At 69.5% G+C, this 20917-nt stretch carries 20 protein-coding genes and 1 tRNA gene; 15 read left to right on the top strand and 6 right to left on the bottom strand.

All coding sequences use genetic code 11. From position 1 onward, the window contains the following. Positions 1-75: 75 nt before the first annotated feature. Positions 76-318 carry a mycoredoxin gene (locus ABZ845_RS06425; RefSeq protein ID WP_360973594.1) on the bottom strand — a complete coding sequence of 81 codons (243 nt, stop codon included), beginning with the start codon at positions 316-318 and terminating at the stop codon, positions 76-78. A gap of 218 nt (positions 319-536) precedes the next feature. Between ABZ845_RS06425 and ABZ845_RS06420 the strand changes: the two genes are divergently transcribed. From ABZ845_RS06420 to ABZ845_RS06400, 5 genes are all read left to right on the top strand, one after another. Then, positions 537-2735 carry an ATP-dependent DNA helicase UvrD2 gene (locus ABZ845_RS06420; RefSeq protein ID WP_360973592.1) on the top strand — a complete coding sequence of 733 codons (2199 nt, stop codon included), beginning with the start codon at positions 537-539 and terminating at the stop codon, positions 2733-2735. Between the two features lie 164 nt (positions 2736-2899). Next, the gene (locus ABZ845_RS06415; RefSeq protein ID WP_360973590.1) at positions 2900-3220 is read left to right on the top strand and encodes a hypothetical protein; all 321 of its coding nucleotides are present in this window, start codon (positions 2900-2902) and stop codon (positions 3218-3220) included. A gap of 174 nt (positions 3221-3394) precedes the next feature. Then, the gene (locus ABZ845_RS06410; RefSeq protein WP_360973588.1) at positions 3395-3763 is read left to right on the top strand and encodes a WhiB family transcriptional regulator; all 369 of its coding nucleotides are present in this window, start codon (positions 3395-3397) and stop codon (positions 3761-3763) included. Then, the gene (locus ABZ845_RS06405) at positions 3760-4086 is read left to right on the top strand and encodes a hypothetical protein (RefSeq protein ID WP_360973586.1); all 327 of its coding nucleotides are present in this window, start codon (positions 3760-3762) and stop codon (positions 4084-4086) included. Before ABZ845_RS06410 ends, ABZ845_RS06405 begins: the two co-directional genes overlap by 4 nt. Before the next feature lie 113 nt (positions 4087-4199). Next, a complete protein-coding gene (locus ABZ845_RS06400) occupies positions 4200-4421 on the top strand; it encodes a hypothetical protein (RefSeq protein WP_360973584.1) in 222 nt (73 codons plus the stop codon). 8 nt (positions 4422-4429) lie between these two features. Here ABZ845_RS06400 and ABZ845_RS06395 read toward each other — a convergent pair whose 3' ends face one another. Both ABZ845_RS06395 and ABZ845_RS06390 read right to left on the bottom strand, forming a co-directional pair. Beyond that, on the bottom strand, positions 4430-5791 hold the full coding sequence (locus ABZ845_RS06395) for an AarF/ABC1/UbiB kinase family protein (protein ID WP_360973582.1): 1362 nt from the start codon (positions 5789-5791) through the stop codon (positions 4430-4432). Then, positions 5784-7007 carry a TOMM precursor leader peptide-binding protein gene (locus tag ABZ845_RS06390; protein WP_360973580.1) on the bottom strand — a complete coding sequence of 408 codons (1224 nt, stop codon included), beginning with the start codon at positions 7005-7007 and terminating at the stop codon, positions 5784-5786. The genes ABZ845_RS06395 and ABZ845_RS06390 overlap by 8 nt, the downstream gene beginning before the upstream one ends. Before the next feature lie 223 nt (positions 7008-7230). Here ABZ845_RS06390 and ABZ845_RS06385 point away from each other — a divergent pair, with 223 nt between their 5' ends. The 4 genes from ABZ845_RS06385 to ABZ845_RS06370 all read left to right on the top strand — a co-directional run bounded on the left by ABZ845_RS06385 (position 7231) and on the right by ABZ845_RS06370 (position 11231). Then, entirely contained in the window at positions 7231-7827 is a 597-nt protein-coding gene (locus ABZ845_RS06385; protein WP_360973579.1) for a M48 family metallopeptidase, read from the top strand. Between the two features lie 233 nt (positions 7828-8060). After that, positions 8061-9767 carry a TerD family protein gene (locus ABZ845_RS06380; protein WP_360973577.1) on the top strand — a complete coding sequence of 569 codons (1707 nt, stop codon included), beginning with the start codon at positions 8061-8063 and terminating at the stop codon, positions 9765-9767. Positions 9768-9778: 11 nt separating this feature from the next. Next, positions 9779-10459: an AIM24 family protein gene (locus tag ABZ845_RS06375; protein ID WP_360973575.1), complete on the top strand. Its 681-nt coding sequence runs from the start codon at positions 9779-9781 to the stop codon at positions 10457-10459. Positions 10460-10475: 16 nt separating this feature from the next. Next, positions 10476-11231 (top strand): AIM24 family protein, encoded by a 756-nt coding sequence (locus ABZ845_RS06370; RefSeq protein ID WP_360973573.1) that lies wholly within the window; start codon positions 10476-10478, stop codon positions 11229-11231. Between the two features lie 74 nt (positions 11232-11305). Here ABZ845_RS06370 and ABZ845_RS06365 read toward each other — a convergent pair whose 3' ends face one another. Both ABZ845_RS06365 and ABZ845_RS06360 read right to left on the bottom strand, forming a co-directional pair. Beyond that, entirely contained in the window at positions 11306-11821 is a 516-nt protein-coding gene (locus ABZ845_RS06365; RefSeq protein ID WP_360973571.1) for an NUDIX domain-containing protein, read from the bottom strand. After that, complete coding sequence (locus ABZ845_RS06360; RefSeq protein WP_360973569.1) at positions 11818-13269, bottom strand: zinc-dependent metalloprotease; 1452 nt, start codon at positions 13267-13269, stop codon at positions 11818-11820. The genes ABZ845_RS06365 and ABZ845_RS06360 overlap by 4 nt, the downstream gene beginning before the upstream one ends. A 300-nt stretch (positions 13270-13569) precedes the next feature. Here ABZ845_RS06360 and ABZ845_RS06355 point away from each other — a divergent pair, with 300 nt between their 5' ends. The 4 genes from ABZ845_RS06355 (at position 13570) to ABZ845_RS06340 (ending at position 16867) form a co-directional block, all read left to right on the top strand. Beyond that, positions 13570-14625 carry an SDR family oxidoreductase gene (locus tag ABZ845_RS06355; RefSeq protein WP_360973567.1) on the top strand — a complete coding sequence of 352 codons (1056 nt, stop codon included), beginning with the start codon at positions 13570-13572 and terminating at the stop codon, positions 14623-14625. 248 nt (positions 14626-14873) lie between these two features. After that, the gene (locus ABZ845_RS06350; protein ID WP_360973565.1) at positions 14874-15335 is read left to right on the top strand and encodes a molybdenum cofactor biosynthesis protein MoaE; all 462 of its coding nucleotides are present in this window, start codon (positions 14874-14876) and stop codon (positions 15333-15335) included. Between the two features lie 186 nt (positions 15336-15521). Next, positions 15522-15686, top strand: coding sequence for a hypothetical protein (locus ABZ845_RS06345; protein WP_360973563.1), 165 nt, complete (start codon positions 15522-15524; stop codon positions 15684-15686). Between the two features lie 83 nt (positions 15687-15769). Beyond that, positions 15770-16867, top strand: coding sequence for a PDZ domain-containing protein (locus ABZ845_RS06340; RefSeq protein ID WP_360973561.1), 1098 nt, complete (start codon positions 15770-15772; stop codon positions 16865-16867). A gap of 106 nt (positions 16868-16973) precedes the next feature. On the opposite strand, the gene ABZ845_RS06335 is transcribed toward ABZ845_RS06340, so the two are convergent. Next, positions 16974-17516: a PPA1309 family protein gene (locus ABZ845_RS06335; protein ID WP_360973559.1), complete on the bottom strand. Its 543-nt coding sequence runs from the start codon at positions 17514-17516 to the stop codon at positions 16974-16976. A 164-nt stretch (positions 17517-17680) separates the two neighbouring features. Between ABZ845_RS06335 and ABZ845_RS06330 the strand changes: the two genes are divergently transcribed. Beyond that, complete coding sequence (locus tag ABZ845_RS06330; protein ID WP_360973702.1) at positions 17681-20653, top strand: UPF0182 family protein; 2973 nt, start codon at positions 17681-17683, stop codon at positions 20651-20653. A 43-nt stretch (positions 20654-20696) separates the two neighbouring features. After that, positions 20697-20770, top strand: a tRNA-Met gene (locus tag ABZ845_RS06325). Positions 20771-20917 lie beyond the last annotated feature (147 nt).

Genomic DNA, 20917 nt, shown 5'->3' with positions numbered 1-20917 from the left:
CCGGCACGGACTACAAGAAGGCGGTTCCCGAGTCACCTCGGGGACCGCCTTCCGCGAAACCGCGATGCTGGGCGGTCAGGCGCCGATCTTCTGCTTGACCTGCGCCAGCGAGGGGTTCGTGAGGGTCGAACCATCGGAGAACAGCACGGTCGGGACCGTCTGGTTTCCGCCATTCGCCTTCTCCACGAATGCCGCGGACTCCGGGTCCTGCTCGATGTTGATCTCGTTGTACGCGATGCCCTCACGGTCCATCTGGCTCTTCAGCCGGCGGCAGTAGCCGCACCAAGAGGTGCTGTACATCGTCACAGTGCCCGGCATGGCGGTCGCGCTCCTTTGCGGTGGGGATACTCATTCGCAGGGAGTCAACGTATGTGAAGGTTCCACCATTCCCGGGAGCCCGGGACAGGGCGCTCAGGCCCCGGACCTGGGCACTCCCGGACCCGCGACTGTGACACCGGCCGCATTCGTACGACCGCGCACGCCTCCCTGTGGACAACCCGCCGCACCCGTCTCCGCCGACCTGGCAGCATGGCGGGGTGACAGCAGCAACGCACTCCACCCTCTTCCCGCAGGTCCCGGACTCGGCCGACGCGGTGCTCGAAGGGCTCGACCCCGAGCAGCGCGAGGTGGCCACCGCCCTGCACGGCCCGGTGTGCGTGCTGGCGGGCGCCGGTACCGGCAAGACGCGGGCCATCACCCACCGCATCGCCTACGGGGTGCGTGCCGGGGTCTTCCAGCCGTCCAGTGTGCTCGCCGTCACGTTCACCGCCCGCGCCGCCGGTGAGATGCGCGGACGCCTCAGGCAGCTCGGCGCCGCAGGAGTCCAGGCCCGTACGTTCCACTCCGCCGCCCTGCGCCAGCTCCAGTACTTCTGGCCGAAAGCCGTCGGTGGTGGCATCCCGAAGATCATCGACAGGAAGATCCAGATCGTCGCGGACGCGGCGGCCTCCTGCCGTATCCGTCTCGACCGCAATGAACTGCGGGATGTGACCGCGGAGATCGAATGGTCCAAGGTCACCCAGACCGTCCCGGCCGACTACGTCGCCGCAGCCGCGAAGACGGGCCGCGAAGCCCCCCGCGACCCCGCCGAGATCGCCCAGCTGTACGCGGCGTACGAGGACCTCAAGCGCGACCGCTCCGTCATCGACTTCGAGGACGTCCTTCTCCTCACGGTCGGCATCCTCCAGGACCGTCATGACATCGCGGACGAGGTCCGTGCCCAGTACCAGCACTTCGTCGTCGACGAGTACCAGGACGTCAGCCCACTCCAACAGCGCCTGCTGGAGCTGTGGCTGGGCGACCGCGACAACCTGTGCGTCGTCGGTGACGCCAGCCAGACGATCTACTCCTTCACCGGCGCCACACCCGACCACCTCCTCGACTTCCGCATCCGCCACCCCGGGGCCACCGTCGTCAAGCTCGTCCGGGACTACCGCTCCTCGCCCCAGGTGGTGCGCCTCGCCAACGGTCTGCTCGCCCAGGCCCGCGGACGAGCCGCGGACCACCGCCTCGAGCTGATCTCCCAGCGCGTCCCGGGGCCCGAACCCGTCTACACCGAGTACGCCGACGAGCCCGCCGAGGCCGAGGGCGCCGCCCGCCGTATCCGCGGCCTGCTCGCCGCCGGAGTGTCGCCCGCCGAGATCGCGATCCTGTTCCGGACCAACTCGCAGTCCGAAATCTACGAACAGGCCCTCGCTGACGCGGGGATCCCCTACCAGCTGCGCGGCGCGGAGCGGTTCTTCGACCGCCCCGAGGTACGCAAGGCGGGCATCGCCCTGCGCGGCGCGGCCCGCTTCGGAGCCAACGACTCCCTCCTCGACGACGCCGTGGACCTGCCCTCCCAGGTGCGTGCCGTCCTCTCCGGGGAAGGCTGGACACCGACGCCCCCCGCGGGCTCCGGGGCCGTGAGAGAGCGCTGGGAGTCCTTGGCCGCGCTGGTGAACCTCGCCCAGGACTTCGCCGCGGCCAGACCCGCCTCGACCCTCGCCGACCTCGTGGCGGAACTCGACGAGCGGGCGAACTCCCAGCACGCGCCGACCGTGCAGGGCGTCACCCTCGCCTCCCTGCACTCTGCCAAAGGCCTGGAATGGGACGCCGTCTTCGTCGTCGGGGTCGCCGAAGGCATGATGCCGATCAGCTACGCCAGGACCGACGAGCAGATCGAGGAGGAGCGCCGTCTCCTCTATGTCGGCGTCACCCGTGCGCGCGAACACCTCCACGTTTCCTGGGCACTGTCCCGCGCACCCGGCGGCCGGCCCAGCCGGAGGCCCAGCCGGTTCCTGGACGGACTGCGCCCCGGCTCGTCCGCGGCCTCCGGGCGCATGGCCGTCGCCGGCCCCGGAGGCGTCGAACGAGGCTTCAGTACGGCCGGCATACCGTCGGCACCACGTCGTGTCAGCCGGACCCCCGCCCGCTGCCGGGTCTGCGGCCGCACGCTGTCGGAGCCCGGCGAGATGAAGCTGATGCGGTGCGACGACTGCCCCTCCGACATGGACGAGGGCCTCTACGAGCGGCTGCGCTCATGGAGAGCGGCGCAGGCGCAGCGCAGTGGGCAGCCCGCGTTCTGTGTCTTCACCGACCGGACCCTGATGGCGATCGCCGAGGCCGCCCCCGACGACGCGGGCGAACTGGCGCGCATCCCCGGGGTCGGAGTCCGCAAGCTCAACCGCTACGGGGCTGATGTCCTGGCCATCTGCGCAGGCGGTGACCCCGCGGACGGGGGCGGCGACGACTGATACGAACTCGTCGAAAAAATAGTTTGCGCATGCCCCAGCAATCCCCATAGGTTCTTAGGCACGGGGACGGCGGCCTTCTCGGAGGCCCCGATTCCGTGTTGTACTTGCATATCCGCCGGACCGGCTTGCTCGGTCCCCTTAGACGCCGAGAGGAGGCGATTGAAGTGATCAGCATCGAGACCAGCTCCACCAGCACCGTCAAAATGACCGATCTCTCGGTCGTCTCTACGTGCATGCTCGGCGTCTTTGCTCAGGGCACCGGTCTGTCCGGCATCCGTGCCGCCCGTCCGGCGTCCTCCGTGTCCCTCGCGGGTCTTCCCGTCCGTGAGGGCAATGAGCGACCGACGAAGGCACTGGAAGCAGTAGCGGCACAGGCACATGCCTATGCCCTTGCAGCGGCCGGTGCCGGATTCCGGAAGCAGACGACGCAGCACCACCTGATGTGGGCCTTCCGTGGGCCAGACCCCTGGAGTGATCCAGCCTGATCGTCGATCAGGCCGGCGCCTTCAGGGCCGCGGAACCCCATCCGGGATCCGCGGCCCTTCTGTTTCCCCGAACGGGGACAGCGGAACGAAGGGGCCTCGGGACAAGAAAAGAACCCGGTACCAGCCGACACCCGGTCCAACAGGGCCGGAACGACCAGACGAGGAAAACGAACCGTGCAACTCGAAGCGCACGCCCCGTCCGTACCGCCTTCCGAAACGATCCCCCCGCCCTGCCTCACGGAGGACTCCACCTTGACCCCCCTCACTGCGCTCACCGCGCTCGACGACGCCATCGAGAACCTCGGCGTGCCCGTCCCCTGCCGCTCCTACGACCCGGAGGTCTTCTTCGCCGAGTCGCCGGCCGATGTCGAGTACGCCAAGTCCCTCTGCCGCACCTGCCCGCTGATGGAGGCTTGCCTCGCCGGCGCCAAGGAGCGGCGTGAGCCTTGGGGCGTCTGGGGTGGCGAGCTCTTCGTCCAGGGCGTCGTCGTCGCCCGGAAGCGGCCGCGTGGCCGCCCGCGCAAGAACCCGGTCGCGGCATGAACACCGCCACAGGAACGATCGATCGCCCCCTCACGCACGACCCCAAGAAGCAGGCCCCGATGAAGCCGTCCACCAGCGAGCCCACAGGCTCCGCGATCCCAGACTTCACCACCACCGGCGCGACCGCCTCTCGCCAGAACAGGACCCGAGAAATGCAACTCATGCAAGAAGCCCTGGCCCGTGCGCATATGCACGAATACCTGCATCAGGCCGAGCAGCAACGCCAGGCCGTGCGCGTTGCGAAGGCCCGCCGGATGCAGCGCCGGGCCGAACGCGCCTCGATGCGTGCCCGCCGCGCGCTCGCGATGGCCGTGATGCAGTAAGACCGGTGCCGTTCGTCGGCACCCGGAACCCTTGCGGGGGCTGGTCCGAAGGGACCGGCCCCCGCGGTGCGTTGCGCGGCCCGATCCGGGCCGACGGCGATATCGTCACAGGAGTGACGAGTCTTCCTGGAGACAGTGACGACCGCGATTCCGCGCCGCCGGACAACGCACCGGACGCGCACCTCGTATGCGCCCGCTGCGGCACCCGTGCCGAAGGCCCCCGCCCCACCTGGACCTGCTCCGTGGAGAACGGTCTTCGCCGCTACTTCTGCGACGAATGCGCCCGCGACAACCTCAGAGCCATCGAAGGGCGCCTGGACTCCTCCTGGTGGTAGGAGACCGATCATGCCTCCGCCGCGGGCGCCTCCTCCTCCACAAAGCCCGGCAGCCACTCCTCCAGTTCGTCGCGCAGACGCACCGTCGCACCCAGTTGGCACAGCACCCCGATCGTGCTGAGCGTGACCCGGTGTATGAGGAGATAGGACGGAGGCAGGTTCAGCCGCTTCCCGAGCTGATGGGCGGGGGAGCGCGGGTCGGCGACGCGGGCCGCCTGGCCGCGCATCCAGCCGCGGGTGAACGTGAACTCATCGGCCTGGGCGGGCTCGATTATCGGGAGGAGATAGTCGAGGACGGCGTCGGGGTCGAGCTCGATGGACTCCTTGACAAAGCCTTCCTGGCAGAGGAGTTCGTAGACCGACTGGGCGTCACCCTCCAGAGTCAGGCGCAGGGAGTGCCCGATGGTGGCCGGCAGTCCGCCCGGCAGACGGTCGACCGTGCCGAAGTCCAGGACACCGAGGCGCCAGTCGTCCTTACGGGTGCCGTTGCCGCGGCCGGGCAGAAGGCGGAAGTTGCCCGGATGCGGGTCGGCGTGCAGCAGACCCGTGCGGGCCGGGCCCGAGAAGAGAAAACGGGCCAGCAGCTGGCCTGCGCGGTCCCGCTGATCCTGGGTACCGTTGGAGATCACCTCGGACAGCGGTATGCCCTCGACCCACTCCGTCACCAGGACCTGGTCGCTCTGGTGCACCACCTCCGGCACCATGACATCCGGGTCACCGGCGAACTCCTCCGCGTGCGCCCGCTGAGCCTGGGCCTCCAGGCCGTAGTCCAGTTCCTCGGAGACACGGTCGCGCAGCTCCGCGATCAGCGGTTTGATGTCCATGCCCGGGATCAACGGGCCCAGCAGGCGGGCGAAGCGACTGAGCTGGTTCAGGTCGGAAAGCAGCGCGTCACCGGCGCCCGGGTACTGCACCTTGACCGCGACCTCGCGCCCGTCGTGCCAGACCGCGCGGTGCACCTGGCCGATCGAGGCCGCGGCAGCCGGCTTGTCCTCGAACTCCAGGAACAACTGGCGCCAGTCGTCGCCCAGGCGCTCGTCCAGCGCCGCGTGCACCGTGCGCGTCGGCATGGGCGGGGCGGCCTCCTGAAGTTTCGTCAGGGCGGCGCGGTAGGGCCCGGCGACCTCCTCCGGGAGCGCCGACTCGAAGACGGACAGAGCCTGCCCGAACTTCATGGCGCCGCCCTTCAGCTCACCGAGGACCTTGAACAGCTGTTCAGCGGTGCGCTGTTGGAGTTCACGTCCCACGATCTCCGCGGATTCGCCCACGATCCTCTTGCCGAGGCCCCAGGTAGCCCGCCCGGCGAAGCCGAGCGGGAGCGCGGCGAGCTTGGCGGTCCGGGTGACCGCCTTCCGGGGAAGATCAGACATGCGCCCTCCTAGTCCCAGACAGCCGGGCCGCATCTGTCCTGCGGGACAGGTGCGTCGCCGGCCGTTGCTCCCCCATTGTCTCGTGCGACTCCCCGTCTTTTGGGGTGTGTTCCTCCTTACCCTTCTCCGCCGCGCCACAGCCGCATGCGGGATGGGGCCAGACCGGCCGGGCGTGCCAGTCGAGCCGGGGAACGGACGCCTCCCAGCGCGCACCCGTACTGGAGGGCACCTCGCCGTCCAGGAAAGCGAGGGCATGCCCGGCGGCGACCCCGGCGACGGCCGTCGCCAGAGCGAGATCGCACGACTGGACCTGCCGAGGACGCCCCGAGCGCCACTGGGCGACCAGACGCGGCCAGGATTCATCACGGTCGGTGCGTCCGTGGTGGAGGCAGCCCGCACAGCTTGTGTCACCTGGCAGGACGAACGGGCCGACGATTCCCGTGCCCTCCACCACACCCGCGTACAGATGGGGAGTTCCGGACGCGATCAGCGGTTCGGCGCAGAAGGGGTCGGGCGCGTGGATGTCGACGGCTTCGCGCGGGGCGAGGACCACCAGGGACAGAGCCGGGTCGAGGTCGTCGTGGGACGAGCGTCGCGCAGGGCGCCGACGGCGCGGTGGCCGGCCCGGGGCGGCGGCGCGTACCGCGCGGCGGGCCGCCTCCTCCCTGCGTTCACCGATGGACTCCGCGGGCAAGCCACCGGGCGCCACGTCCCAGGGCTCGACACAGCCCGTGTCACGGACGTCGACTTCGCCGACCCCGGCGCCCGACAACAGCGAGGCGAGCAGGGCTCCCACCCGGCCCGCGCCTCGGACCTGGACCCGCAGGCGGCGACGCGCGGCCAGACGCCCGACCGCGGCGCCGGGTGCGCGGGCGACCAGCGACAGTGACGCCAGGTCAGGGCGGAGGCGGTCCAGAACGCCGGCTCTCGAGCGAAGGGCATCCGCCGCCGGCCCGCCGCCCGTCGCGTCGTCGAGCAGTCCCGCACCGGAGAGGCGGTCGACGAGAGCGTCGACATGCCCGTCGGGCAGGCCCATGCGATGGGCCTCCTCACGCAGCAGCGGCAGCCCCCGGGTGCCGTCGAGCAGACCGAGGAAACTGCCCGTCGCGGTGTCCACAGGGCCCAGCACCATCGCGTGTGACGGTGCCATCCCGAACTGCACGGTATTCAGGTCGCGCCAGCCGCGCCGCAGCGCGGGCTTCACCATCGGATGCATGACCGGCCCCCGTTGTCCCTCGTTGCTCCTGGTATGTCATGTTCGTCGGCGGATGTTCTGATCCGCCGACGCATGTCAGCATGCCCGGGCCGGCCGGGGGTCTGCCGGAAGTTGTCCACAGGTGGGCGCTTCGGTCGTACAAATCAAGCGCACGGAGTGCGGATCGGCACGGAACCGTCCCGGAGGCGGGACTTCTCCCCTGCGCAGCGGGTAACGTCGGGGCGTGCCCGCCGACCCACTGCACCGCGCCGCGAAACCACAGCGCAGCACGACGAGCCTGCCGTCCAGCGGCTCGGGGGCGAGCGCGATCGAGGTCCGCAGGAGTGCGCGCCGCCGCAGAACCGTCTCCGCGTACCGAGAGGGCGATCGCACCGTTGTGCTCATCCCTGCCCGGATGTCCGAGGCGGAGGAACAGCGCTGGGTGACCGTCATGCTCGACAAGCTGGCCGCTCAGGAGAGCAAGCGCGTGATCGGCGACACCGAGCTCGCCGCGCGTGCCGAACGGCTGTCGGCGCAGTACTTCGAGGGCCGGGCGCGGCCCACCTCGGTTCGCTGGGTCACCAACCAGAACACGCGCTGGGGCTCGTGCACGCCCGCCGAGGGCAGCATCCGTCTGTCGCACCGGCTGCAGGGCATGCCCGAGTACGTCGTCGACTACGTCCTGCTGCACGAACTCGCCCATCTGCTGGTGCCGGGACACGGGCCGCGTTTCTGGCGGTTGCTGGAGGCCTATCCGCGTACGGAGCGCGCCCGCGGATATCTTGAGGGCGTGGTTGCGGCGGATCGGCTGCCGAGGCAGCCCGCGGCGGCGGAGGACTGAGCGTGGTCCGATCCGTGCGGGTTCCGGTGTGTCGTGACCCGGGGTGCGTTGTCGGCCGCGGGCACGTTGGGTGTTTTGCGTAGTTCCTCGTGCCCCTGGAGAGCTTGCTCCGGCGTGTTGTCGTCTGCGGGCCGGTGGTTATGTACCGGCTGTGTACCGGCTTCGTTCGCAGCGGGGGTTTGCCGTTAGCCTGGCGCGACGTACTCACTCGGGATGGGGGACGGTCGTTACGTATGGCCAGGGAATTCCAACGCGGCCACAAGGCCAGGATCAGTGATCTCACGGCGGGCACGGATCTGTACGTCGGTGTGCAGATCTCGGCTCCCGGACTGACCTTTGACATCAGTTGCTTCGGTCTGGACGCCGACGAACGGCTCTCTGACGACCGCTACTTCGTCTTCTTCAACCAGCCGAAGACCCCGGAGGAGTCCGTCCAGCTCCTCGGTTCCCAGGCGGGCGACACGGAGTCGTTCCGGGTCACGCTCGACAGGATCCCGTCCCACATCCACAAGCTGTCCTTCACGGCGACGATCGACGGCGCCGGACAGATGTCGCAGATCGCACCCGGTTACCTGCGCATCGTCGCGGGTGGCGAGGAAGTGGCCCGCTACCCGTTCAGCGGCTCGGAGTTCACCACCGAGCGTGCCGTCATGCTGGGCGACTTCTATCTGAAGGACGTCTGGCGGTTCGCGGCGGTCGGCCAGGGCTTCGACGGCGGGCTCGAAGCGCTGCTGAAGAACTTCGGCGGCGAGGTCCTCGAGGAGGAGACACCCGCCCCGCAGCAGCCGCAGTCCGGTGCCGCCCCGGAGTTCGCCCCACCCGCGTTCGCCGCCCCGTCCGCCCCGGCGCCCACGCCCGCACCGGTTCCGGCCCCGACCCCGGTGCCCACGCCCGCACCGGTTCCGCAGCAGCCCGCCCCGCAAGGGTTCCCCCAGCCCGCCGGGCTCACCCCTCCCGCCCCGGCGCCCGCTCCCTCCGTGCACGGGGCGCCCACCATCATCGCGCCCCTGCACACCTCGCCCGGCGGAAGCGTCCCTCCGCCCGGACCCCCGCCGTATGCGCAGCCGATCGGACAGCCGGGCCCGCCCCCCGGCTACGGACAGCAGCCCCCGTCCGCGCCCCCCGGCTACGGACAGCAGCCCCCGTCCGCGCCTCCCGGCTACGGACAGCAGCCGTCCGCCCCGATGCCGCCCGGTTACGGGCAGGTCCCGGGGCAGTTCCCCGGTGCGCCCGCGGCCCCCTCCCCGTACGGCGCCCCCCAGGGCGCCCCGCAGGGCGGCGCCGGCGTGACCGCCGCTCTTCAGGCGTTCAAGGAGACACCGACCGGACAGCGGTGGACGCAGCAGAACAAGAAGCTCGTCCGTGTCGACCTGGGTATCGGGGGCCAGCCCGTTCTGGCCCGGCAGGGCAGCATGGTGCTCTACCAGGGCAAGGTCGACTTCAGCTACAAGGGCGCCGGCTTCGCCGGGCGGATCGTGGGCAACGCGACCGGCCAGGAGATGCAGCTGATGCGCTGCACGGGCCAGGGGCAGGTGTTCCTCGCGGAGAACGCCACCCATCTGCACCCGGTCGAACTCCAGGGGGAGGCGATCTGTGTCTCCGCGGAGAACGTCCTCGCCTTCGACGAGTCCCTCCAGTACGAGGTCCGGCGTATCGAGGGACACGGAATCCCCGGCGGTGCGCTGTTCACGATGCAGTTCCAGGGGACCGGCACGATCGTCGTGAAGACGCACGGCGCCCCCGTGGTGTTGCCCGTGACGCCGACGACGTTCGTCGACAGCAACGCCGTCGTCGCCTGGTCGGCCGCCGCCCAGGTGATCGTCTCCAGCCAGGTGCGGATGCGCCGCAACGCCTACCCAGGGGACACCGGCGAGGGCGTCAACCTGCAGTTCCGCGCCGCAGCCGGGAATTTCGTCGTCGTCCAGCCCTACGAGGTCTGAGGGAGCCCGTCATGAACCAGCCGCTCGCGGGCTTCGCTCCCGCACCCGTCACCGCCCGTATGGAGAACCACGGCAGCCACATGCTGAAGGTCGCCATGCAGACCGGGAACGACCTCTACGCGCGCGTGGGGTCGATGGTCGCCTACGAAGGGTTCGTCCAGTACGAGCCCAACCCGCCCGCCGTGCGCCAGATCGCACGGGACTGGATCACGGGTGAGGGTGCGCCTTTGATGAAGTGCACCGGTGACGGTCTGCTCTACCTCGCCGACTACGGGGCGAACGTCGTCGTCATCAACCTGAACGGCGACGCGATCTCCGTCAACGCCACCAATCTGCTCGCCTTCGACGCGCACCTTCAATGGGGTGTCGAACGCGTCAAGGGGCTCGCCAAGTTCGCCGGTCAGGGCCTGTGGAACACGAAGATCTCCGGTCAGGGCTGGGTCGCCCTGACCGCCCGGGGCACGCCCATCGTCGTCGACTGCGGCGGCGGCGAGGACGAGACGTACGTCGACCCGGACGCCCTTGTGGCCTGGTCGCCGAACCTGAAGGTGAAGGGCAAGCGCAGCTTCAAGGCGCAGTCGCTCATCGGGCGCGGCAGCGGTGAGGCATACCAGATGGCGTTCTCGGGACAGGGCATCGTGGTCGTCCAGCCCAGCGAGGACAGCACCGACCGCCTCCGGTTCCGGGGCTGAGGGGGAAGTCGCAACCATGCAGAGCACGCTTTTCGGCTACAACGAACAGCAGACCCAGGAGCGCTACAGCCTGCAGAACCAGCAGATGCTGCGCGTTCTCCTGGAGGGCCACGACGACATCCTCGCTCGCAAGGGCACGATGGTCGCCTACCAGGGGCTCATCGAGTTCGATGCCGAGTACCAGAGCCACGGCCAGCAGCGCGCACGCGCTTACACGGGCGAGGGCCTGGACCTGATGCGCTGTCACGGGCAGGGCACCGTCTACCTCGCCAATCTGGCCCAGCACGTCCATGTCCTGGACGTCGAGCAGGACGGGCTCACCGTGGACAGCAGCTACGTCCTGGCGATGGACTCCTCGCTGCACCACGAGGTCATCGCCGTGGACAGCCAGTACGGCATCTCCGGTTCCGGCAAGTACCAGCTCAACATCACCGGCCGGGGCAAGGTCGCGCTGATGACATCCGGGGCGCCCTTGCTGATGCAGGTCACCCCGGACAAGTACGTCAACTGCGACGCCGACGCGATCGTCGCCTGGTCCACCGGTCTGCGGGTCCAGATGCAGGCGCAGACCCATTCCTCGGGAGTGTGGCGCCGTCGCGGCAACACCGGAGAGGGCTGGGAGCTGAGCTTCATGGGCAGCGGCTTCGCGCTCGTCCAGCCCAGCGAGCTGCTGCCGCCCCAGAACGCGGCGATCGGCCAGGGGCTGCGCGCCCAGTACGGCATGGGCCAGTACGGGGCGCGGGCGCAGAATCAGGGCAACGTCTGGAGCTGAGCGGGCCCTGCGGGGTGACCGTCCGTGCGGCCGGTCACCCCGCACCCGTATCGCACCAGGGGCGCGTCACCCGCTCACAGACGGGCGCGCGTCGCCTCCATCAGGCGTACGACCGATGCGTCCGCCACCTCGTCGACCTCGTCGTACGCGTACCAGCGAAGGTCCAGGGACTCGTCGCTGATCGTCTCGACGGCCCCGGCGGGGGCGAGGGCGGCGTACTGCACATCGAGGTGCCAGGCACACGGTGTGTGATGGCGGTCCAGGCGCACCGGCCCGCCGGGCAGCAGGACAAGTCCCCCGATGCCCGACTCCTCTGCAGCCTCCCGCAGAGCGGCCGCGGCCAGCGTCTCGTCGGTCTGCTCGCAGTGGCCGCCCATCTGCAGCCACATCCTGATCTTGCGGTGGAGGGTCAGCAGCACCCGGCCCTGCCCCGGGTCGATCACCAGGGCACTCGCCGTGATGTGGCCGTCCTCACACGCCTTCCACATGCCGTCCGGGCGTGCCGTCAGGTGGTCCAGGTAGACATCGCGCAAGTCGTCCTGGCCCTCGTAGTTCTTCAGCACGAGGACCGCGTCGTCATGAAGGCTCACTCGGTTTCGTCGTCCTTGCCGCCCTCGCTGCCTTTGCCGTCCCCGTCCGTGTCCTTCTTCAGGTCCGGCTGCCCGGCGGAGCCGGTCGCGGCCTCGCCCAGCATCTTGTCGAGCTCGGAGAAGTCCAGCTGCTCGCGGTGCACGAAGCCGTCCGGGTCATCCAGGTCGGAGGCCGTCGGCAACATGTCCGGGTGGGCCCACAGGCCGTCGCGGCCGTCCACACCGCGCGCGTCGGTCAGTGACGCCCACAGGCGGGAGGCGTCCCGCAGCCGGCGCGGGCGCAGTTCCAGACCGATCAGCGTGGCGAACGTCTGCTCGGCCGGGCCGCCCGTGGCTCTGCGGCGGCGCAGGGTCTCGCGCAGCGCGTCCGCGGACGCCAGCCGCGGCTTCGCGGCAGAGTGCACCACCGCGTCCACCCAGCCTTCGACGAGGGCGAGGGCCGTCTCCAGACGGGCCAGGGCCGCCTTCTGCTCCGGGGTGTCCTCCGGCTGGAACATGCCCTGCTGGAGTGCCTGCTGCAGCTCCTCCGGGTTCTGCGGGTCGAACTGGCCGACCACGTCCTCCAGCTTCGCGGTGTCGACCTTGATGCCGCGCGCATAGCCCTCGACCGCGCCGAAGAGGTGCGAGCGCAGCCAGGGCACATGGGCGAACAGACGCTGGTGGGCCGCCTCGCGCAGCGCGAGGTACAGCCGCACCTCCTCCTTGGGTACGCCCAGGTCCTTTCCGAACGCCTCGATGTTCAGCGGCAGCAGCGCGGCCTTTCCGGCCGGTCCGAGCGGCAGGCCGATGTCGGTCGAACCGACGACCTCGCCCGCGAGCATGCCGACGGCCTGCCCGATCTGAGTGCCGAACATGGCACCGCCCATCGAGCGCATCATGCCGATCAGCGGGCCCGCCATGGCCTGCATCTCCTCCGGCAGCACATCGCCCATGGCCGTGCCGACGCGCTCGGCGACCGGGTCGACGAGCTCCTTCCACACCGGCAGGGTCGCCTCGACCCATTCGGCGCGGCTCCAGGCCACGGCGGAGCCCGCGCCGGACGGCAGCGACGTCGCTCCGTCGAGCCACAGGTCCGCCAGGCGGACGGCCTCCTCGACGGCGGAGCGCTCGCCGGAGCTCACACTCGCGTCCTTCGTGCCGTTCGGAGCGCCCTGGGAGACCGTCTGGCGGGCGATCTGCTTGGCCATGTCCCAGTTCACCGGACCGCCCTCGTACGAGAGCATCTGGCCCAGCTGCTGGAAGGCGGCGCCCAGGTCGGTGGGGTTCAGGGAACCGAACATCGCTGCGAGCGGATTGTCGGCGTCGGCACCGCCGGCTCCGGGGAACCCGAAACCGGACGGGTTGGCCGGACCCTGACCACCACCGCTCTGCTGGTCCTTCTTCTTGCCCTCGTCGCCGTTCTCCGGCTCCTCCGGCGGAAGGCCGAATCCGAATGGGGTGTCACTCACGGGATTCCTCGGCTGGTAAGGCCACCGGTTCCTTCCGGCGGCTGGCTGCCCGACAACACCACCCAGCGTAGACACCCGGACGGGATCGAGCCTGGGTGCTCCGCCGACACCTGCCCTACGGCAGGATGGATGCCACCTGGTACGCACGCATGCTTTCGCGTTCGCATTGAAGACAACCGCTGGAGACGCCCGGTGAGTTCCCCAGATCCGCAGGTTCGCGCAGCGCGAAACCAACAGACCCCTCCGACGCCCGACGAATCTTCCTGGGCGGCGACGGCGCGCGCGGGCGAGTCCTCCGGTATGCGTGGCCCGGTCGTCGCGGTCACCGGCGCCGCGTCCGGGGTCGGAGCGCTGCTCACCGAGCGGCTCGCCGCCTCCGGGGAGATCAAGCAGGTCGTGGCCATCGACGAGCGGCGCGGCGAGTGCGCGGCGGCGCAGTGGCACATCCTCGACGTGCGGGATCCGGCGATCGCCGAGAAGCTGCGGGGCGCCGATGTCGTGGTGCATCTCGCCCTCGATCTCGATCTGGAGACCGATTCCGCGGCGCGTACGGCATACAACGTCCGGGGCACGCAGACCGTGCTGACCGCCGCCGCGGCGGCCGGGGTGCACCGGGTGGTGCTGTGCACCTCCTCCATGGTCTACGGGGCGCTGCCGGACAACGAGCTGCCGCTCTCCGAGGACGCCGAGCTGCGGGCGACGGCGGAGGCGACCGGTGTAGGGGACCTGCTGGAGATCGAGCGGCTCGCCCGCCGTGCTCCCCGCGCGCATCCGGGCCTCAATGTCACCGTCGTGCGCCCCGCTGTCCTGGTCGGGGGCACCGACACGGCGCTGACCAGGTACTTCGAGTCGCCTCGGCTGCTGGTGGTGGCGGGCTCGCGGCCGGCCTGGCAGTTCTGTCACGTCGAGGACCTGTGCAGTGCTCTCGAGTTCGCGGTCCTGGAGAAGGTGGAGGGGGAACTGGCCGTCGGGTGCGAGGGCTGGCTGGAGCAGGAGGAGGTCGAGGAGCTCAGCGGGATCCGGCGGATGGAACTCCCCTCGGCGGTCGCCCTCGGCGCGGCGGCCCGGCTGCACCGGATCGGGCTGACCCCCTCGCCCGCCGGGGACCTCGCGTACACGATGTATCCCTGGGTGGTGAGCGGAAGCCGGCTCCACGACGCGGGATGGCGGCCCCAGTGGACGAACGAGGAGGTCCTGGCGGAACTCCTGGAAGAGGCGTCCGGGCGGCACACGGTGGTGGGGCGGCGACTGGGCCGAAAGGACGCGACGGCGGCGGGGGCCGCGGGTGCGACGGTGGCGCTGCTGGGCGCGGCGGCCGTGGTCCGGCGGGCGCGGAAGGCCCGGCGACGGATCTAGTGCCTCTTGTCTGCCCGGCGGGGCGAAGGTTCCCTGCCGCGGCACCAGGCACTTCGTTTGCCCGCTGTCGGCCCCGAACGCCGATCCAGGACGTTCCGCCACATGGGTCGCCCGGCGCGGTATGCCGGCGGAGGCTTCGGCCGCCGCCCGGTACGACGCCGCCTCGTACGACGCTCCAAAGCGGCACGCGCGCGTACCGGCCGAATCGTCGATTCCCCCTCGTCCTCCGCGTACGGCACGATGGGGCCATGGCACCCCACAGCGATCACCCCGGTGAGCGGACGGCGGACGACCCCATCCGGCTGCTCGCGATACGCGATGCGCCGCTCTCCCTGGACGAGGTCTTCCGGGCCGTCGGTGACGACGCCGCGGGAGGGACCGCGCTGTTCGTGGGGACGGTGCGCAATCACGACGGCGGGGCCGACGTCGACGGACTCGGGTATTCGTGCCATCCGAGCGCCGAGGCGGAGCTGCGGCGGGTCGCCGAGAAGGTCGTCGCCGAGTATCCGGTGCGGGCGCTCGCCGCCGTGCACCGCGTGGGGGACCTGCGGGTCGGCGATCTGGCCGTCGTCGTGGCCGTGGCGTGTCCGCACCGGGGCGAGGCGTTCGATGCCTGCCGCAAACTGATCGACGATCTCAAGCACGAGGTGCCCATCTGGAAGCACCAGACGTTCTCCGACGGGACGGAGGAGTGGGTCGGCGCCTGCTGATCACAGACCGGACTCCCGAAGGCTTCCCACGGCCTTCTGAGCCCCCGGGGTACCGCTCATAGGGTTAACCGAACTCTCACCTGGGCTCAGGTTGCGTAACCGTACCCCTGGCGTGAGCGTTGACATGGTGGATGGTTAATCTGCTGATCAGTCAGTTGCGGTCGCTCATGGGGTTGGGAGGTCGGCATGGCGGCGCTCGCCTGGTTGCTGATTCCGCTGTTGGCTGCGATCGGCGCCGGCCTGTGGGGCGGTTGGGCCAGTCGCAACCGCAAGACGGCGGGCGACGGTTCCGAGCTTGCCGGATATGCCCGTTTCTGTGAAGCCATGGAGCGGTCCCACTCGGGCGGCTGAGTCCTCCGGGACCGGGAGGGGCGGTCCGCTCGGACGGACGGCCCCGACGGCGCTCCTAGGGGACTGTCCCGTACTGTCGTTCCATGCCACGCCGCACCGCGACGATGCTCGCCTCCACCCTCATGCTGATCGCGATCCTGTGCGCGGGAGTGATCATCAAAGCGCCGTACTCGGAGATGTCCCCGGGGCCGACGGTGAACACCCTTGCCGAGCATGGGGGCGAGCCGGTGCTGCAGATCACCGACCGCAAGACTTATCCCACGAGCGGTCACCTGAACATGACCACCGTCCGGGTCACCAGCGCCGACTACCAAATGAACCTGGTCGAGGCGGTCTACGGGTGGCTCGCGCACGACACCAAGATCGTCCCGCATGCCACTCTCTACCCGGACGGCAAGACCGAGCAGCAGTCCACGCAGGAGAACGCCGAGGAGTTCAGCCAGTCCCAGGAGAGCGCCAAGGTCGCGGCCCTCAAGGAACTCGGCATCCCCGTCAAGTCCTGGGTGATCGTTTCCACCGTCCTCAAGGGGTCGCCCGCCGAGGGCAGGCTCCACGCCGGAGACGTCATCAAGGCGGTCGACGGGTCACCCGTGAAGGCGCCCGACGACGTCGCCAAGCTGGTCACCAAGCACAAGCCGGGCCAGCAGGTCGTGTTCACGATCATTCCGGCCAAGGAGCAGGCCGCCGCCGAGAAGGCACACAAGACGGCCACCGTGACCCAGGACGTGACGATCACCACGACGCGGTCCCACGACAGCGGTCAGCAGCGGGCCATCGTCGGAATCTCGGCCGGGACCGACCACACGTTCCCGTTCACCATCGACATCAAGCTCGCCGATGTCGGCGGACCGAGCGCAGGCCTGATGTTCGCGCTCGGCATCTACGACAAGCTCACTCCGGGAAGCCTCACCGGCGGCAAGTTCGTGGCCGGTACCGGCACGATCGACGACAACGGCCAGGTCGGCCCGATCGGCGGCGTCGAGCTGAAGACGATCGGTGCGCGCAGCCAGGGCGCCCAGTACTTCCTGACTCCCAAGGACAACTGCGCCCAGGCCGCCGAGGACACCCCTGAGGGGCTCAGGCTCGTCAAGGTCAACACCATCGAGGACGCCTTGAACGCCCTCAAGGACATCCGCACCGGCAAGACGGCCGACCTGCCGAAGTGCACCACCAAGGGCTGACGGTCGAATGCCTTGCGGTCGGCGGCTGACGCGACGAGGGGGCGCCCGGAAGTCTCCGGGCGCCCCCTCGTCGCGTACGAGCGTGACGAACGGCCGGGCGCGGAACTCAGTCCTCGAACGTCGCCGACAGCGCCTCGGCGAGACCCGGTACCAGGTCGGGGCCCGTCAGCACCTCCGTCGCCGAGTCCTTCTCGCGCAGCCGCAGCGCCGATTCCCGCGCACCGTCCCGCAGCACCGCCACGGTCATCCGAACCTCCTGGCGGTCCGGGTGCTCGGCGACCCACTTCGCCAGCTTCTTCTCGCCCAGACCCTCGGGGACCTGGGACTCGGCGGACGGCGGCAGCATCAGCCGCTCCACCGTGAGCGCGCAGCCGACGACGGCGTCGGGCCACGCGATGGTGCCGAGGAACTCGTCCAGCGGGCTCCCCGCGGGGATCTCGTCCTGCTCGATGGGCGTGAGACCGGCAGCCGGGGACTCGTCCTCCAGACCGAGCTGTGCGGCGAGCGCGGGTTCCTGGTTCCGCAGCCGCGCGGTGTCGACGAGGGCGAAGAGGCGAGCGGGCTGGTCCCAGCCGAGGCCGGAGGCGTACTCGTCGATCTCGAGAACGGCCCGGGTGAGCGGGTTCGCCGCCATGGGTGTGTTGGACATGGCCACAATCCTGCCTCCTTCACACCCGGAAGCGGGAACCGAGTAAAGCGCCAGTAAGTTGCATAGGTAGGGCTCCGCGATCGTGGAGCCTCATCCATGGTCCGCGTTCACGGGGGCCGGAAGAACCGACAGCGAACTTCGAGGTGCGCACCTTGGCTTTCCAGATGCCGGACCGCGGCGGAGGCCCGACGGGGCCACGGATCAGAGTCGGCCGTCCGTCCGGACGCGCCCGGACCCTGCTCATGACACTGGGGGTCCTCGCCGTCCTCGGTATGGCGTTCGTCATGTTCGCCGGCTTCTGGACGGACTGGCTCTGGTACCGGTCGGTGAAGTACTCGTCCGTCTTCACGACCGTGCTGTGGACCAAGATCGGGCTCTTCGCCGTCTTCGGTCTGCTGATGGCGGTCGCGGTCGGCTTCAACATCTGGCTCGCGCACCGGCTGCGCCCGCCGCTGAGCGCCATGTCCATGGAGCAGCAGAGCCTCGATCGCTACCGGATGGGCATCGCGCCCTACAAGGGGTGGCTGCTGCTCGGGATCACCGCCCTGGTGGGCCTGATCGCGGGCGCGTCTGCCTCCAGCCAGTGGCAGACGTGGCTGATGTGGGTCAACGGCGTGCCCTTCCACCAGAAGGATCCCCAGTTCCACCTGGACATCGCCTTCTACGCCTTCGACCTCCCCTGGTACCGCTTCCTGCTCGGCTTCGGTTTCGCCGCCACGGTGCTGTCGCTGATCGCCGCCGCGCTCACGCACTACCTGTACGGCGGTCTGAGGATCACCTCCCCGGGAGCGCGCGCCACGGCCGCCGCGACCGGGCACCTGTCGGTGCTGCTCGGCGTCTTCGTCGCCCTGAAGGCCGTCGCCTACTGGCTCGACCGGTACGGCCTCGCGGTCAAGTCCAGCGACTTCAGGGCGACCGACAACTGGACGGGCCTGCGGTATGTCGACGCCAACGCCTATCTGCCGGCCAAGACGATCCTGTTCTGCATCGCCGTCATCTGCGCGCTGCTCTTCTTCGCCGCCCTGTGGCGGCGGACCTGGCAGCTTCCGCTCATCGGCTTCGGCCTGATGGTGCTCTCTGCGATCCTCGTCGGCGGGCTCTACCCGGCGATCGTCCAGAAGTTCCAGGTCCAGCCGAACGAGCAGGCCAAGGAGGCGCCGTACGTCGACAAGAACCTCAAGGCGACCCGCGAGGCCTACGGGATCGACGACGCCCAGGTCACCGAGTACCCGGGAGAGAGCAGCGTCAAGGACAAGACCAGGCTTCGCGACGACGTCGACTCGACGGCCAGCGTGCGTCTTCTCGACCCGAACATCGTCTCCCCGACGTTCCAGCAGCTCCAGCAGATGTGGAACTACTACGCGTTCCCGACCAACCTGGACGTCGACCGGTACAGCAAGGACGGCAAGGACCAGGACACGGTCATCGGTCTGCGTGAGCTGAACCTCCAGGGCGTCCCCAAGCGGAACTGGATCAACGACCACTTCCGCTACACCCATGGCTACGGTGTGGTCGCCGCGAAGGGCACCGCGGCCGACGCCAACGGGCAGCCCGAGTTCACCGAGTCCGACCTGCCGTCGACCGGCGACATCCCCATCGACCAGCAGCAGATCTACTACGGCGAGAAGACCACCACGTACTCGATCGTCGGCGGTCCCCAGAAGGAGATCGACTACTCGACGGACAGCGGCGAGAAGACCACCAGCTACCAGGGCGGGAGCGGGGTCAGCCTCGCCAACCCGGTCAACCGGGCCGCGTACGCGGTGGCCTTCGGCGAGCCTCAGATCCTGTACTCGGGAGCCATAGGCAAGGGCTCGCGGATCCTCTACAACCGCACGCCCAAGGAACGAGTCGAGGCGGTCGCGCCATGGCTGACCATCGACGGTGACGCCTACCCGGCGGTCGTCGACGGCCATATCCAGTGGATCGTGGACGCCTACACGACGACGGACAGCTATCCGTACGCCTCCCGTACAACCCTGGGAGACACGACGGCCGACTCGCTGACCGCGAACAACACGCAGCGCGCCGTAGTGGCCCAGCAGAACCAGGTCAACTACATCCGCAACTCGGTGAAGGCGACCGTCGACGCCTACACCGGCGAGGTGAAGCTCTACCAGTGGGACACCCAGGACCCGGTCCTGAAGACCTGGATGAAGGCGTTTCCCGGCACGGTGAAGTCGCGGAGCGACATCTCACCGTCCCTGATGGCCCATCTTCGTTATCCGCAGGACCTGTTCAAGGTCCAGCGTGAGCTGCTGACCCGCTACCACGTCAAGGACGCCCAGACGTTCCTCAGCGGCAGCGAGGTTTGGCAGGTGCCGGACGACCCGACCAACAAGTCGGGCGACGCGGTGCCGCCGTACTACCTGAGCATGAGGATGCCCGACCAGCCCGCGCAGGCGTTCTCCCTGACGACGACGTTCAACCCGAACGGCCGTGACAACCTGAGCGCCTACATGTCGGTCGACTCCGAGGCGGGCAGCAGCGACTACGGCAAGATCAGAATTCTGAAGCTGCCTACGAGCAAGACGGTCGACGGCCCGAAGCAGGTGCAGAGCAAGTTCAACTCGGAGCAGCAGGTCGCCGCAGCGATCAGCCTGCTCAAGCGCGGGGACTCCGAGGTCGAGTACGGCAATCTGCTCACGGTGCCGCTCGACGGGGGCCTGCTGTATGTGGAGCCGGTCTACGTCCGCGGCGGCGGGCTCAAGTACCCGCTGCTGCGCAAGGTGTTGGTGACGTACGGCGGCACCACCGCGTTCGAGGACACGCTCGACCAGGCGCTCGACAAGGTCCTGGGAGCGCAGAGTTCGGCCGAGCCGCCGGGCACGGGTACGACCACACCGCCGACGTCCGCCAATCCGACGGTCCAGCAGGCGGTGGAAGACGCCCAGAAGGCGTTCGATGCCGGCCGGGAGGCCCTGAAGAAGGGCGACTTCGCAGCCTACGGACGGGCACAGCAGGACCTCGAGAACGCGCTCAAGCGCGCTGCGGAGGCCCAGGCCAAGTCCGGCAGGACGGGCGGCAGCGGGAGCGGCGGACCGTCCTCCGGACCGAGTGGCTCGCCCAGCAGCTCACCCAGCGGTCCGCCCGGCAGTTCGCCGAGCAGTAGCCCGAGCGCTTCGAACGGGGGCTGAATCGGCTTCCGTCCCGCGCCGTGATACGGTTGATCAGCAACGGCGCGGGGTGGAGCAGCTCGGTAGCTCGCTGGGCTCATAACCCAGAGGTCGCAGGTTCAAATCCTGTCCCCGCTACTGAAGTCGAAGGGCCCGGATCCTGAACGAGGATCCGGGCCCTTCGCATGTGCGCGCGACACGAGGAGGAGTACGGCGTGACCTGGTGACTCTTGTGAAGTACGGCCGCCTGCGCGGGGAGTTGGCCGATCTGTGTTTGACTTGTCT

Origin of the sequence: Streptomyces sp. NPDC047022, from assembly GCF_040644155.1 — a bacterium.
Classification (GTDB): Bacteria; Actinomycetota; Actinomycetes; order Streptomycetales; family Streptomycetaceae; genus Streptomyces.
The sequence above is the reverse complement of the archived record's forward strand: the minus strand, read 5'-3'. Positions and strand labels throughout refer to the sequence as shown.

Bases quoted from the DNA above. Each gene is read 5' to 3' on its own strand.
- ABZ845_RS06425 (WP_360973594.1), bottom strand. From the start codon at position 318: ATGCCGGGCACTGTGACGATGTACAGCACCTCTTGGTGCGGCTACTGC.
- ABZ845_RS06405 (WP_360973586.1), top strand. From the start codon at position 3,760: ATGAACACCGCCACAGGAACGATCGATCGCCCCCTCACGCACGACCCC.
- ABZ845_RS06395 (WP_360973582.1), bottom strand. From the start codon at position 5,791: ATGTCTGATCTTCCCCGGAAGGCGGTCACCCGGACCGCCAAGCTCGCC.
- ABZ845_RS06390 (WP_360973580.1), bottom strand. From the start codon at position 7,007: ATGCATCCGATGGTGAAGCCCGCGCTGCGGCGCGGCTGGCGCGACCTG.
- ABZ845_RS06380 (WP_360973577.1), top strand. From the start codon at position 8,061: ATGGCCAGGGAATTCCAACGCGGCCACAAGGCCAGGATCAGTGATCTC.
- ABZ845_RS06375 (WP_360973575.1), top strand. From the start codon at position 9,779: ATGAACCAGCCGCTCGCGGGCTTCGCTCCCGCACCCGTCACCGCCCGT.
- ABZ845_RS06370 (WP_360973573.1), top strand. From the start codon at position 10,476: ATGCAGAGCACGCTTTTCGGCTACAACGAACAGCAGACCCAGGAGCGC.
- ABZ845_RS06355 (WP_360973567.1), top strand. From the start codon at position 13,570: ATGCGTGGCCCGGTCGTCGCGGTCACCGGCGCCGCGTCCGGGGTCGGA.
- ABZ845_RS06350 (WP_360973565.1), top strand. From the start codon at position 14,874: ATGGCACCCCACAGCGATCACCCCGGTGAGCGGACGGCGGACGACCCC.
- ABZ845_RS06345 (WP_360973563.1), top strand. From the start codon at position 15,522: ATGGCGGCGCTCGCCTGGTTGCTGATTCCGCTGTTGGCTGCGATCGGC.
- ABZ845_RS06340 (WP_360973561.1), top strand. From the start codon at position 15,770: ATGCCACGCCGCACCGCGACGATGCTCGCCTCCACCCTCATGCTGATC.
- ABZ845_RS06335 (WP_360973559.1), bottom strand. From the start codon at position 17,516: ATGTCCAACACACCCATGGCGGCGAACCCGCTCACCCGGGCCGTTCTC.
- ABZ845_RS06330 (WP_360973702.1), top strand. From the start codon at position 17,681: ATGCCGGACCGCGGCGGAGGCCCGACGGGGCCACGGATCAGAGTCGGC.